The following is a 13,229-nucleotide window of genomic DNA, read 5'->3' as shown; positions in this document are numbered from 1 at the left end:
GTATAGCGACACCGTTGCGCCAACGACACGAGCCCGGAGCGCCGGTCCTTCCGGCGCTCCGGGCTCGTCGTGTCCACAGGCCCACGCGCGTCTCCGTCGGCCGCAATCCGGCGGGCGCCTCCCGGTCCGCTACGGGCAGGTCTCGGGTGGTGGGGGGGCGCGATCTCCGTGGCGCGCCCACCAGGGGTATCGGACCGCGGCGGCGGCGCCGATATGGGGTGCAGACCCCATCCCATGCTCCGCCGCTCCCCCACCCGCCGCCGCCCCTCCCTGGCGGCCCAGGTCCCTCGCCGTCAACGCGCTGCTCGTCTGCGCCGCCATCCTCGCCTCCGCGGTCGGCGACGACGTCCGCATCCAGGACCTCGCCTCCACCCAGAGCCAGCTGCTGCTCACCGCCGCGATCCTCGCGTCGATCCTCGTCAACGGCCTCGTCCTGCGCCGCCGCTTCGCCCCGCTGGAGGAGCTCATCGCCACGATGGAGCGCGTCGACCTCGCCCACCCGGGCGTCCGCGCGACGGTCGGGCACGCGGACACCGAGGAGGTCGCCCGACTGCAGCAGGCGTTCAACCGGATGCTCGCGCGCGTCGAGGAGGAGCGCGCCACGACCTCGCGCGCCGTCCTGCGCGGCCAGGAGGCCGAGCGCGCCCGCATCGCCCGCGACCTGCACGACGAGGCCAACCAGTCGCTCACCGGCCTGCTGCTGCGGCTCCAGGCCGCCGCGCACGACGCGCCGCCGGCGCTGGCGGCCGAGCTCGCCGAGACGCGCGAGCTGGCCTCCCGGGCGATGCACGAGCTGCTGCGGCTCGCCCGCGAGCTGCGGCCCGCCGCGCTCGACGACCACGGACTGCACGAGGCGCTCCACGGCCAGGTCGACCGCTTCCGCACGCCGGGCGGGGCGCGCGCCCGGCTCGACCTCGCCCCCACCGTCGACCTCGACGCGCTCGACCCCGACGAGCAGCTCGTCGTCTACCGGGTCGTCCAGGAGAGCCTCTCCAACGTCTTCCGCCACGCCCGCGCGCGCCACGTGACCGTCGAGGTCACCCCGGGCGCCGCCGGTCCCGTCGTGCGCGTCTGCGACGACGGCTGCGGCTTCGCGCCCCGGCACGCCGACGGCACCGGCCTGGAGGGCATGCGCGAGCGCGCGCGGCTCGTCGGCGGGCGCCTGTCGGTCCGCTCGCGCCCCGGTGCGGGCACCACCGTCGAGCTGGCCCTCGCCGTCCGCGCCCCCACCCCCATCCCGATCGGAGCCCCGTGAAGCTGCTCGTCGCCGACGACCACGGCGTCGTCCGCGGAGGCCTGCGCCTCCTCCTGGACCGCCAGCCCGACATGGAGGTCGTCGCCGAGGCGGCCGACGGCGCCGAGGCGGTCGCGCAGGCGCTGCGCCACCGGCCCGACCTCTGCGTGCTCGACGTGTCGATGCCGAAGCTCACCGGGCTGCAGGCCACGCGCGAGATCAAGGCGCAGGCGCCCGCGGTCCACGTGCTCGTGCTGTCGATGCACGACGACGAGCGCTACCTCTTCGAGGCGCTGAAGGCCGGCGCGGGCGGCTACGTCCTGAAGACCGAGGCCGACCACGACCTCGTCGACGCCGTGCGCGCCGTCTCGCGCGGCGAGCCGTTCCTCACCAGCGCCGGGCAGCGGCGGCTCGTGCGCGAGTGGCTCGCCGACCCCGGGTCCGGGCCGAGCGAGCCGCTCTCGCCGCGCGAGCAGGAGGTCCTGAAGCTCATCGCCGAGGCGCACACCAACCGCGAGATCGGGGCGATCCTCCACCTGTCGGAGAAGACCGTGGAGTCCCACCGCGGGAACCTGCTGCGCAAGCTCGGCATGCGCGATCGCGTCGAGCTCGTGCGCTACGCGATCCGGCGCGGGCTCGTCGAGCCCTGAGCGGCCGTCCTCAGGACGGCTCGGCCTCGAGCTTGGCGATGTCGTGGGCCAGCGCCTCGGGGGTCAGCTGGTCGATCGGGAACGCGATGCGCTGGCGGCCGCTGCGGTCGATCAGCAGGACACGCGCGGTGTGGTCGAACTCGTCGCCCTGCGGGGCCACGCCGTAGAACTTCCAGATCGGCGCGAGCGTCTGCCGGTCGCCGAGCAGGAACCGCATGCGGCCGTTCGTCAGGCGCCGCTTGAGCAGGAACTTCCGGGCCTGGTCGGCGTCGTCGTTGGCCGGGTCGACGGACACCGCCAGCGCCGGGACGTCGTGGCCGAGACGATCGAACGCCGCGCGGATCTGGTCGGCGGCGATCGGGCAGGTGTCCTCGCAGGTCGTGTAGAGGAACGTGAGGGCGACGACCTTCCCCCGGTACTCCTTCAGCGACGCGACGCGGCCGTCCTGGTCGCGCAGGCGGAAGTCCTTCGGCGGCACGTCCGCGGGCGCGAGCGCGCCGCGGAAGCCCAGGGCCTGCGTGGGCTCGTCGTCCTGCCCGGCGGTGGCGAGGAGCGCGCCGCACAGGGCGGCGAACGTGCACGCCAGCAGCGTGGCGAGCGCGAGGTGGAGGCGCGTGACCCGCATGCCCACAGGGTACGCAGGCAGGACCGCGGGCGCGCGCCGCGAAGCTGCGACACAACTTCTGAACCGTCCCGGGGTTCGATCCGTTCTAGAGGAAGAACGATGCGCCGATCGACCATCCACGAGCTGCTGGACGAGCTGCACGACACGTGCGAGATCGTCGTGCGCCACTGGCGCCCCGGCTGCGAGCTGCACGACGCCTGGCGCGCCGCGCAGGACGAGGCGCTCGACGCGTACGCCGCCTGGGCCGCGTCCCCGGGCCGCACCGCCTACGCGGTCTACGTCGCGGCGGCCGACCGGGCCGACGCCGCCGCCGACGCGTACGCGGCGGCCGTACGGCCGCTCAGCGCGGCGCCCGCGGGCTGAGGTCGTCGTCGAAGGCCCCGTCCGCGAAGACGGGGTCGTCGCCGTCCTCGAGGCCCTCGTCGCGGGCGCGCGCGACCATCAGCGCACCGACGAGGATCACGACGGGCGCGAGGTAGAGCAGCGAGACGAGCCAGTGGCCCGCGTGGGCGATCGGGAGGGTCATGAGGCCTGCGCGGAGAGGGAGCCAGAGCCCCAGGCTGGTGAATCCGACCATCACCGCGAGCATCCAGTATTGACTGCGGGTGGCATCGCGTGCGCGCCGATAGAGCACGAGCGCCCGCTCGTGCGCCAGCACGAGCCCCGCGACGTGCCCGAGGACGAGCGCCCCGACCTGCACGTACCAGATCGCGTTGGCGGTCAGGATGCCGTAGTCGATCGTCGCGGTCGCGGTGCCGAAGAGGTCGGAGCCGTCGCCCAGCGGGTCGGAGGCGAGGTAGGCGATCGACTGCCCGTTGTAGGCCAGCAGCGAGAAGTAGTGGGCGATGACGTACGCGAGCGCGATCGGCACGAGCGTGTGGGCGAAGCGGCGCGACAGCATCTCGGCGTCCATGCCGCCGCCGATCGAGCGCATGCCGACGACCCCGAGGCGGTAGAGCCCGGCGACCAGCAGCACGACCGCGGCCATCCCGATCGAGAACGCCACCTCGAGCGCCGCCCCGCTGGACAGGCCGAGGTCGATGAACGCCTGCTGCAGGTCGGGCGCGAGGTCGGTCCAGACCTCGCCGCCGCTGAGCCCGTCGAAGCTCGTCGTGCCGATCATGACGGCGAGCAGCGCGACGGTCCCGGGCACCGCGACGATCCGCGTCGCGCCGACGAGCGGCCGGCGGCGACGCAGCGTGCGGCCCTCCCAGTGCAGCGGCGAGAGCGTCGCGAAGAGCGAGAAGTAGACGGAGAAGCCGTCCGCGTTGCGGGTCCACGGCTCGATGCCGTAGAGGCTCATACCGACGAGCTGGAGCGCCGCGTAGGCGAGCGCGAGCAGCGCCAGCGTCGACGGGTCGCCGCCGTTGCCGTACACGAGCTCCACCCACGTGAACGCGAGGATCACGACCGCGGCGGGCCACTGGCCGAGCCGCGCCGGGTAGGCGGTCGGCTCGGGCAGCTCGCCGCTCCCGGCCACCCGGCCCGCGACCCAGGACGCCGCACGGGCGATCGCGCGCCACGGGTTCAGCGCCCGGAACACGTCGCCGAGGACGAGCGACAGCACCGGGATCCCGACCCAGAAGTAGACGTAGACGAGCGTCGGGGCGAGGTTCGCGGACTCCGTCTGCGTGCCCGCCAGGCCCGCGTAGACCGCCAGCACGAACAGCAGCACGCCGACCGCCCCCGCGAGCACCTCGAGGACGACGGGCACCGACAGGACCCGCGTGCCGTCCGCGTCCTGGCGCTCGAGCCGCGGCTTGGGCCACAGGACCGCGAGCGCGACGAAGCTCACGACGAGCACCACCGCGGCCGCCCAGGTGAACAGCCAGCGCGGGATCGGCAGGTCCTGCTTGCCGACGAGGCCGTGCGCGGCAGCGACCTCCGGTCCGAGGACGGAGAGGAGCAGCAGCCCCGCGAGGAGGACGAGCGTCGTCGGGAGCCGGCGCATCCACCCGATTCTAGGAAGCGCGAGGGGGCGGGGTCGCGCCGACCCCGCCCCCTCGGTGCGTCAGGCCCTCGGGGCCCGGCGCGCGGTCGCTACTTCTTGCAGGCCACCGAGTCCGTCGCGGAGGCCTTCGTGCCGTCGCTGAAGACGAAGTCGCCCTTGAACGCGAGCTTGCCGCCCGAGCAGCCCTTCAGGCCGACGTACGGCTTGCCCTTGGAGGTCTTCTTGTCGATCGTCGTGACGAACGAGGTCAGCGTCGCGAACACGCCCGGCAGCGGCTGCTGCAGGGTCGTCGGGATCGTGACCGTGAGCTTCGTGCCGTACTTACCCGACGCCTTGCCGAGCTTGCCGACGATGACCGAGTCGATCGCCAGCGGCGCCGAGCCCGTCACGTGCAGGTTCAGCGTGCTCTTCGGGCCGTTGAAGGCGGAGACCTTGAGGTTGGCGACCTGGCCGAGGGCCTCGCCGACCGCGGTGCCGCTGCCGACCTTCGAGCCCTTCGCGCAGCCGGCCTCGTTGGCCTGGACGGTCGCCTGGGTGCAGGTCGCGAACGACGACGGGTTGAACACGAGGTTCTTGTCGAACGAGATGACCGCAGAACGGGTCGCGAACGTCTCCGACGCGACCTTCTTCTTCGTCTTGATGTCGACCTTGAGCTTCACGGCGGCCGGCTTCTTCGCCGTGCCGGCCTTCGACGGGCTGACCGTCACGTCGATCGACTGGTCGACGGTCGCCGCGTAGGCGACGCCGGCGACGGGGACGGCGACGACCGAGAGGGCCGTCGCGAGCAGCGCGGACTTGCGCATTCTTCCTCCTGCTACTGGGGACTGATGGGGATGGGGTGGGTGACCAGCTCTACCAGGGTGGGAGACCCCGGTGGGAAATCCCGCCGGCCGGCCCGCTGCTTCCGTATCGGACATGCGTCCAAGAACCTTGAGCGCGGATCCAGAGCACGGCGCCCACGGGCGAGATGCTGCATCCTGAACGCCCCGACCGCGTCCGTGTTGCGGGCCCCGGCCCGCGCGGACGGATGTACTACGGTCCCGGCCCTCCCATGCGTGCCCCCGTCGACACCATCGCCGCCCCGCCGTTCCCCGCTCGCCTGCCGTGGGTCAACGTCGCGCCGCTGCGGATGGACAAGCAGATCGGCCGTCCCGTGCTCATCGAGTTCTGGGACTTCTGCCGGCCCAACTCGCTGCACACGCTCCCGTACGTGCAGGCCTGGCACGAGCGCTACGAGGCCGCGGGCCTGCGCGTCATCTCGGTGCATGCCGCGGGCTTCCCGCCCGGGCACGACGAGGACGCGGTGCGCGCGGCGGTCGCGCGCCTGGGGATCGAGCACCCGGTCGTGCTCGACCCGCAGCTGGAGATCTGGACGTGGTTCGCCAACCGCGGCTGGCCGTCGCGCTACCTGTTCGACCAGCAGGGCAAGCTGTTCGAGTACCACCACGGCGAGGGCGACTACCACGGCACCGAGCGGGCGATCCAGGAGCTGCTCGGCGTCGAGCGCGAGCCGGTCCCCTACGTCCGCCCGCAGGACGACCCGGCGGCGATGGTCGTCGTGCCCACGGCGGACGTGGAGGGCGCCTACAGCGGCCCCTACGAGGCCGGCGAGGTCTGGGCGGTCGTGTCGGGCGCCGGCGCCCTGCACGTCGACGGACGCACGGTCGCGGTCGAGCACCCGGGCGCGGTCCTGCTCGTCGAGCACGACCGCCACACCGAGGGCGTCCTGGCCCTCGAGCCCGGCGACGGCGTGACCGTGCACGCCACCTGCTTCGGCGCCGGCCTCGCCGCCTGAGCGCCGGGCCGCCGGGCCGCCGGGCCGGACGGTCAGTCGAGCGCGGCGACGAGCCGCTCCAGGCGCGGCGGCGCGTCGTCGTCCAGGACGACGGCGCGGCCCGCGAAGTACGGGCCGTCGGGGTCGCCGCCGGAGAAGACCGGCTCGTCGACCCAGCTGCCCCCGTTCCACAGCCGCGCGCCGGTGCCGGGGACGAGCCACTCGTGACGGTGATCGCCGGGCAGCGGGCCGGCACGGTGGGTGTGGCCGAAGATCACGTGCTCTGCCGTGATGCCGAGCCGCCAGACGACCTCGCCGATCGCGCCCAGGCCGGCGCGGCGCAGCTCCGGCGCGGAGATGTCGGCGCTCAGCGGGCCGATCCGCGCCCGGTTCAGCGCGCCGACCGCGAGCGGGAACGCGCGGGTGAGCAGCAGCTCGCGCGGGCTGCGGCGGCGGTCGCCGAGGTCGCCGGCGAGGACCTTCCAGGTCGAGGCCGAGGTCTTCTGGGTGCCCGCCGACCAGGTGCCCGCCGGGCTCTGCGCGAGCGCGTGCATCCACGCGTAGAGGGGCTGCAGGCCCGCCTCGAAGTCCTCGGCGGTCGCCGCGCCGCGCCCCTCGGGCACCTCGCCGACGACGCGCGCCATCGCCCCGAGCGCCAGCCGCTCGAAGCTCGGCAGCGTCGTGACGCGGTCGAGGTAGTGGCCGTGCAGGGCGTACACGTCGTCGCGCAGCGCCACCCCGGGGAACGCGACGACCAGGCGGGCGGGCCGGACCGCGTCGCGGATCGCCCGCAGCGCCGGGACCCGCTCGAGCTCGCGCACGGTCAGGCGTCGCTCGAGCCCGAGCGGCGGCGGTGGGTCGGGGACCGCGCGCGCCTCCAGCCACGGGGCGATCAGGTGGTGGTCGTGGTTGCCGGTGACGAGGAGGATCTCGCCGTCCGGGCCGAGCGTCTCGCCGAGTGCGGCGAGGACGGGGAGCGCCGCGGCGAGCGCGTCGCGCAGCGGGCCCTGCCGCAGCTCGACGACGTCGCCGAGCAGGACGAGCCGGTCGGTCCCGGCGAGCGCGGCCCGCAGGCCCGCGAGCGGGCCGGGCCGGCGCAGCACGTCGACCGCGCGATGGGCGCCGAGGTGCAGGTCGCTGATGACGGTGGTGCGCACGCGGCGAGGGAGGCTACCCGGCGGCGCCCGACCGCCCGTAGAGGACCGCGGCGACGGACGTGGCGAGGTTGAGGCTGCTGACCCCGGCCCGCATCGGGATCGCGACCGTCCGGTCGGCCCGGGCGCGGACCGCCGCCCCGAGCCCGTGGCGCTCGGTGCCGAAGGCGAGGACCGGGGCGGGCGGGCCGGCGGGCTCGTCCGCGAGCCGCCGGTCGCCGTCGGCGTCGAGCGCCACGAGCGGCCGTCCGGCGAGGTCGTCGGGGAGCGCGTCGAGCCGCAGCACCGGCTGGGCGAACTGGAGCCCGGCGCCGCCGCGCAGGCACACCGGGTGCCAGGGGTCGAGCCGCCCGACCACGAGCACGGCGGCGACCCCGGCGGCCGCGGCGACGCGCACCGCGGCACCGACGTTGCCCGGGTCGCGCGGGTCGTCGAGCAGGACGACCGGCCCCGGGGCGCGCAGCGCGTCCTCGAGCGTCGGCCGCGGGCGCCGGGCGCGGGCCAGCACCCCGGTCGGGACGGGCCGCGCGGTGGCGGCGGCGATGCCCGCCTCCCCCACCTCCTCGGCGGCCTGCAGCAGCGGCACGAGGTCCGGGGCGAGCGTCGCGGCCAGCTCCAGCGCCGCGGGGCGCGCCGCGACGCGCACGTCGGTGATAGCCGCGCCGAAGCGCCGCGCGTGCTTCAGGGCGTGCAGGCCCTCCAGGAGGACGTCGTCCACGCGCGCATCATCGCGCGCGCGGTCAGCGTGCGGCGACCGGCTCGCGCCGGTGGGCCTTCTCGCGGCGCAGCGCGTCGTCGGAGCGCGCGAGCAGCTCCTCGACGGTGGTGCCGTCCTGGGGGTAGACCGCGATGCCGATCGACGCGCGGACCTCCTCGCGGTCCTCGACGCGGATCTCCTGCAGGGCGCGCTCGATCCGCGCCGCGAGCAGCTGCGCGCCGTGTTCGTCGGTCTCGGGGGCCAGCACGGCGAACTCGTCGCCGCCCTGGCGGGCGACGACGTCCTTGCCGCGGACGTTGTCGACCAGCGCGCGACCGACCTCCCGCAGCAGCCGGTCGCCCTCGAGGTGGCCGTAGCGGTCGTTGACCGCCTTGAAGTGGTCGACGTCCATCGTCAGCAGGGCGAAGCGGCGCGGGTCGCGGGCGACGGTCTCCGCGAGGCGCTCGTGCAGCCGGCGGTAGTTGCCCACGCCGGTGAGCGGGTCACGCCGGGCGAGCGCCCGGTAGGCGAGCTCGCGGCGGATGGCGTGCTCGTGCAGGACGGCGATGAGCACGCCGACCGCGGCGACCGCGGGCGCGAGGCCCAGGGCGGTCGGCAGCGCGTCGGGCGCGCGCTCGGGAGCGAGGCCGGCGATCAGGACGGGGGCCGTCGTAGCGACGGCCACGTGGAGGCCCGCGAGGACCGGCGGGCGCAGGACCGCGCCCGCGAACGCGGCGGCGAGGACGAAGCCGCCGACGGTGGCCGCCCCGGAGCCGTCGAGGGCCAGCGCCGCGGCCGCGGCGTGCAGCGTGACGGTGCCCGCGAGCACCTGGCGGGCGGCGCGACCGTGACGGACGGTGCGGGCCCGGCACAGCAGCGCGCCGATGAGCGTGCCGGTGGAGGCGACGACGAGCGCGAGGTCCGCGGCCGGGGCGGGATCGCCGCCCAGCAGGGCGCCGCAGAGCGCCAGCAGCCAGACGAGCGCGACGAGGCGCCCGGCGACGGCGCCGAGCCGCGCGACCTGCTCGTGCTCGGTCTCGACGTACGGGAGGTCCAGGGACGGGCGGCGCTCGGTGGGCTCGGTCACGCCCCGGTCGTCGGCGCGGACGGGTCGCGGTGCGATCCCCCTGGACGGATGACCGATGTGGCGGGCGCGCGGTGCGGCGACCGCGCGCGGGCCGTCAGCCCTTCGCCGCCGCCATCGCCTGGCGGATCGGCTTGGGGAGCATGAAGCGGACGTCCTCCTGCATGACCTCGAACTCGCTGACGTCCTGCACCCCGTGGGAGCGGAAGAACGCGACGAGCCGCTGCACGAGCTCCTCGGGCGCGCTGGCGCCGGAGCTGATGCCGACCGTGCGCGGCCCGTCGAGCCACGCCTCGTCGACCTCGGACTCGTTGTCGATGAGGTACGAGGCCGCGCCGTGCTCCTGCGCGACCTGCACGAGCCGGTTGGAGTTCGACGAGTTCCGCGAGCCGATGACGAGCACGAGGTCGCAGTGCTGCGCCATCTGCTTGACGGCCGCCTGCCGGTTGGTCGTGGCGTAGCAGATGTCGTCGGTGCGGGGCCCGGTGATGTTCGGGAACCGCTCGCGCAGCCGGTTGATGATCTGGCGGGTCTCGTCGACGGACAGCGTCGTCTGCGAGATGTAGGCGAGCCGGTCGGGGTCGGCGACCTCGAGCGCGTCGACGTCGGCCTCGGTCTCGACGAGGACGATCGCCTCGGGCGCCTCGCCCATCGTGCCCTCGACCTCCTCGTGGCCGTCGTGGCCGATGAGCACGATCGTGTAGCCCTCGGATGCGAACTTCACGGCCTCGCGGTGGACCTTCGTGACGAGCGGGCAGGTCGCGTCGATCGTGCGGAGCTTGCGGCGCTCGGCGTCGGCGTGGACCATCGGCGAGACGCCGTGGGCGCTGAAGACGGTGATCGCGCCCTCGGGGATGGAGTCGTCGAGCTCGTCGACGAAGATCGCGCCGCGCTCGCGCAGCTGCTCGACGACGTGCTTGTTGTGGACGATCTCCTTGCGCACGTAGACCGGCGCGCCGTGCAGCTCGAGCGCGCGCTCGACGGTCTGGACCGCCCGGTCGACGCCGGCGCAGTAGCCGCGCGGGGCGGCGAGCAGGAGCTTCTCGACGGTGCTCGTGGCCATGTGCCCAGTGTACGGACGGGTCGGGGTGGCACGACCACCGCGGCATTTCTGCGCTCAGTGCAGGTCTGCAGCCGCTGCACGATGCTACGGTGACGGTGATGAGCGACACCGGCGGACTGCGGGAGCGCAAGAAGCGCCAGACGCGCGAGACCATCGCGCGCGAGGCCCTCCAGCTGTTCCGCGAGCGCGGGTTCGACGGCGTCACGGTCGCCGATATCGCGGCCGCCGCGAACATCGCCCCACGCACGTTCTTCGCCTACTTCCCCACCAAGGAGGACGTGGTCTTCGCCGACCACGAGCAGGCCCTCGACGGCTTCTCCGCGCTCCTGCGCGAGCGCGAGGACGCGGAGTCGACGATCGACGCGCTGCGCCGCTGGATCGCCGACCTGCTGGCCGACCACGACCCCGACGACCCCGCGGAGACGTGCCGCAAGGAGCTGATCCGCGGCACGCCGTCGCTGGCGGCCCAGCGGCTGTCGAAGATGAGCGAGTTCGAGCACGTGCTGCGCGAGGGCATCGCCCGCGACCTCGGGGACGACCCGGACGGCATCCGCCCCCGGCTCGTCGCCGCCGCGGCGGTCGCCGCGCTGATGTCGCTGGACGAGCTGGACGCCGACCACTGGGAACTGCTCGGCAGCGAGGACCCGCTCGAGGTCCTCGACGTCGCCCTGGCGTTCCTGCGCGGCGGCCTCGACGCGCTGCAGTCCGGCGACCGCCGCCCGCCCCAGTAATTCTGCACTCAGTGCAGTCTTGCACTGAGTGTGGTACTGTCCGCGTCGCCGTCCACCCCTCCCCCCTCAGGAGCCCACATGTCGTCCCTCCTCGCGCGGATCGCCCGTGCGATCTCCCACCGCTGGAAGCGCTCGCTCGCGTTCGCGCTGGCCACGCTGGTCGTCCTCGGCGTCCTCGCCGGCACGGCCAACCCGCCGGCCGACAGCTTCGACGTCCCCGGCGCCGACTCGCAGAAGGCCTACGACCTCTTCCGCGACCACACGCCGGCCTTCGCCGGCGGCGACGCGACGCTCGTCTACACCGTCGAGCAGGGGCGCATCACCGACGCCCGCCCGAAGGCCGCGGTCCAGGCCGCGCTGGCGAAGGTCAAGCAGCTCGACGGCGTCATCTCCGTCGCCGACCCGTTCGCCCAGGGCGGCGCGCTCTCGCGCGACGGCCGGCTCGCGTCGGTCGACGTGCGGTACTCCACGGAGGCCGCCGACATCAAGAAGAAGGACGGCGAGGACCTCGAGAAGGCCGCCGAGGTCCCCGAGGCATCCGGCGTGCAGATGTCCCAGCGCGGCATCGTCGTCGACACCGCCCAGCAGCAGGCCCAGGCCCCCGTCGGCGAGCTCGTCGGCGTCGGCATCGCGATCATCCTGCTGACGCTCCTGTTCCGCTCCAAGGCCGCCATGGGCGCGACCCTCTTCGGCGCGATCATCGGCGTCGCCGTCGGGCAGATGCTCCTCGCCGCGCTCGCCGAGCCGCTCGGGCTGCCGAGCTTCGCGACCACGATCGCGATCATGCTCGGCCTCGGCGCCGGCATCGACTACTCGCTGCTCATCATCGGACGGTTCCGCGAGCAGCTCGCCGCCGGCGACTCGACGCGCGACGCGGCGGCGAAGGCCGCCGCCACCGCCGGCACCGCCGTCGTCGCCGCGGGCCTCATCGTCATGGTCGCCATCGCCGGCCTGCTCGTCGTCGGCATCCCGGCCATCGGCAAGATGGGCCTCGGCGCCGCGATCGGCGTGTTCGCTGTCGTCCTCTCCGCGCTGCTGATCCTCCCGATCATGATGGGCGCGATCGCCAAGCGCCTGCGCCCGAAGGAGGCCGCGCACGTCGACCCCTCCCCCGGCTTCGCCCGCTGGGGCTCGATCATCACGGCGCGCCCGTGGCTGGCGATCGCCGCCGGCACGCTCGCGCTGCTCGTGTTCGCGTTCCCCGCACTCGACCTGCGCCTCGGCCAGCCCGACGACGGCAACCAGCCGACCTCCAAGACCCAGCGCGTCGCCTACGACGCCCTGAGCGAGGCCTTCGGGCCCGGCTCCAACGGCCCGCTGCTGCTCGCCGTCGACACCCCGGACCGCGGCGCGCAGACCGACGCACAGGTGCAGCGGATCTCCGCGGCCGTCGCCGCCCAGCCCGGGATCGCCAGCGTCCAGCCGCCGATCACCAGCGAGGACGGCGAGATGGCGACGATCTTCGCGGTCCCCACGACCTCCCCGCAGGACGCGCGCACCAGCGACCTGATCGAGCGCCTCCGTGACGACGTGCTGCCCGCGGCCACCCGCGGCACCGGGCTCGACGTGTACGTCGGCGGCACCACCGCCACGTTCGAGGACTTCTCGGCCAAGGTCGCGTCGCGGCTGCCGCTGTTCATCGGCGTCGTCGTCGGCCTCTCCGTGCTGCTGCTGGTGATGGCGTTCCGCTCGCTGCTGATCCCGCTCCTGTCCGCCGTGCTGAACCTGCTGTCGATCGTCGCCGCCTACGGCGCCGTGACCGCGGTCTTCCAGGACGGCTTCGGCGCGAGCCTCATCGGCGTCGACAGCGGCATCCCGATCGTGTCGTTCGTGCCGGTGCTCATGTTCGCGATCCTGTTCGGGCTGAGCATGGACTACAACGTCTTCCTGCTCTCGCGGATGCACGAGGCCTACAACAGCGGCGACGGCCCGCGCGACAGCGTCGTGCACGGCATGGCCCGCATCGGCAAGGTCGTGCTCTTCGCCGGCCTGATCATGGCCGCCGTGTTCCTCGCCTTCGTGACCACCGACGACGTGATCTCGAAGATGTTCGGCGTCGGGCTCGGCCTCGCGATCCTCATCGACGTGCTCATCGTCCGGCTCGTCATCACCCCGGCCGTCGTGCTGCTGCTCGGCGACCGCGCCTGGTGGCTGCCCGGCTGGCTCGACCGGCTGCTGCCGAACGTCTCGCTCGAGGGCCACGCGGTCGAGAGCGTCGACCCGCAGGCACCCGCGGCGCCGCGCGAGAAGGTCCTCGCCTGAGCCG

General features: G+C 74.2%; 13 protein-coding genes. 6 read left to right on the top strand and 7 right to left on the bottom strand.

The features are described from left to right. The first annotated feature begins 475 nt into the window (after nucleotides 1-475). Nucleotides 476-1,255: a sensor histidine kinase gene (locus GKE82_RS22810; protein ID WP_154734866.1), complete on the top strand. Its 780-nt coding sequence runs from the start codon at nucleotides 476-478 to the stop codon at nucleotides 1,253-1,255. Further along, nucleotides 1,252-1,884, top strand: coding sequence for a response regulator transcription factor (locus GKE82_RS22805; RefSeq protein WP_107570116.1), 633 nt, complete (start codon nucleotides 1,252-1,254; stop codon nucleotides 1,882-1,884). The genes GKE82_RS22810 and GKE82_RS22805 overlap by 4 nt, the downstream gene beginning before the upstream one ends. A gap of 10 nt (nucleotides 1,885-1,894) precedes the next feature. Here GKE82_RS22805 and GKE82_RS22800 read toward each other — a convergent pair whose 3' ends face one another. Next, the gene (locus GKE82_RS22800; RefSeq protein ID WP_154734865.1) at nucleotides 1,895-2,509 is read right to left on the bottom strand and encodes an SCO family protein; all 615 of its coding nucleotides are present in this window, start codon (nucleotides 2,507-2,509) and stop codon (nucleotides 1,895-1,897) included. A gap of 99 nt (nucleotides 2,510-2,608) precedes the next feature. Between GKE82_RS22800 and GKE82_RS22795 the strand changes: the two genes are divergently transcribed. After that, nucleotides 2,609-2,872, top strand: coding sequence for a hypothetical protein (locus GKE82_RS22795; RefSeq protein ID WP_107570118.1), 264 nt, complete (start codon nucleotides 2,609-2,611; stop codon nucleotides 2,870-2,872). Here GKE82_RS22795 and GKE82_RS22790 read toward each other — a convergent pair. Together GKE82_RS22790 and GKE82_RS22785 are read right to left on the bottom strand one after the other, a co-directional pair. Then, nucleotides 2,850-4,460, bottom strand: a complete 1,611-nt coding sequence (locus GKE82_RS22790) for a fenitrothion hydrolase (protein ID WP_154734864.1) — start codon at nucleotides 4,458-4,460, stop codon at nucleotides 2,850-2,852. The genes GKE82_RS22795 and GKE82_RS22790 overlap by 23 nt on opposite strands. Nucleotides 4,461-4,549: 89 nt before the next feature. Next, complete coding sequence (locus GKE82_RS22785; protein ID WP_154734863.1) at nucleotides 4,550-5,263, bottom strand: hypothetical protein; 714 nt, start codon at nucleotides 5,261-5,263, stop codon at nucleotides 4,550-4,552. A gap of 248 nt (nucleotides 5,264-5,511) precedes the next feature. Between GKE82_RS22785 and GKE82_RS22780 the strand changes: the two genes are divergently transcribed. Beyond that, entirely contained in the window at nucleotides 5,512-6,255 is a 744-nt protein-coding gene (locus GKE82_RS22780; RefSeq protein ID WP_154734862.1) for a DipZ protein, read from the top strand. A 32-nt stretch (nucleotides 6,256-6,287) separates the two neighbouring features. Here GKE82_RS22780 and GKE82_RS22775 read toward each other — a convergent pair whose 3' ends face one another. From GKE82_RS22775 to GKE82_RS22760, 4 genes are all read right to left on the bottom strand, one after another. Beyond that, on the bottom strand, nucleotides 6,288-7,391 hold the full coding sequence (locus GKE82_RS22775) for a metallophosphoesterase (RefSeq protein ID WP_154734861.1): 1,104 nt from the start codon (nucleotides 7,389-7,391) through the stop codon (nucleotides 6,288-6,290). Nucleotides 7,392-7,404: 13 nt separating this feature from the next. Beyond that, nucleotides 7,405-8,106 (bottom strand): TrmH family RNA methyltransferase, encoded by a 702-nt coding sequence (locus GKE82_RS31030; protein WP_309233775.1) that lies wholly within the window; start codon nucleotides 8,104-8,106, stop codon nucleotides 7,405-7,407. A gap of 22 nt (nucleotides 8,107-8,128) precedes the next feature. Further along, complete coding sequence (locus tag GKE82_RS31025) at nucleotides 8,129-9,172, bottom strand: GGDEF domain-containing protein (protein WP_154734860.1); 1,044 nt, start codon at nucleotides 9,170-9,172, stop codon at nucleotides 8,129-8,131. A gap of 94 nt (nucleotides 9,173-9,266) precedes the next feature. Then, nucleotides 9,267-10,232, bottom strand: coding sequence for a 4-hydroxy-3-methylbut-2-enyl diphosphate reductase (locus tag GKE82_RS22760; protein ID WP_107570126.1), 966 nt, complete (start codon nucleotides 10,230-10,232; stop codon nucleotides 9,267-9,269). Between the two features lie 98 nt (nucleotides 10,233-10,330). On the opposite strand from GKE82_RS22760, the gene GKE82_RS22755 reads away from it, so the two are divergent. Next, nucleotides 10,331-10,963, top strand: coding sequence for a TetR family transcriptional regulator (locus tag GKE82_RS22755; RefSeq protein ID WP_154734859.1), 633 nt, complete (start codon nucleotides 10,331-10,333; stop codon nucleotides 10,961-10,963). Between the two features lie 78 nt (nucleotides 10,964-11,041). Then, a complete protein-coding gene (locus GKE82_RS22750) occupies nucleotides 11,042-13,225 on the top strand; it encodes an MMPL family transporter (protein ID WP_154734858.1) in 2,184 nt (727 codons plus the stop codon). Nucleotides 13,226-13,229: the final 4 nt, after the last annotated feature.

Origin of the sequence: Conexibacter sp. W3-3-2 (assembly GCF_009707605.1) — a bacterium.
GTDB lineage: Bacteria > Actinomycetota > Thermoleophilia > Solirubrobacterales > Solirubrobacteraceae > Paraconexibacter > Paraconexibacter algicola.
Note: the sequence above shows the minus strand (reverse complement) of the source record. Positions and strands in the feature narration are given on the sequence as shown.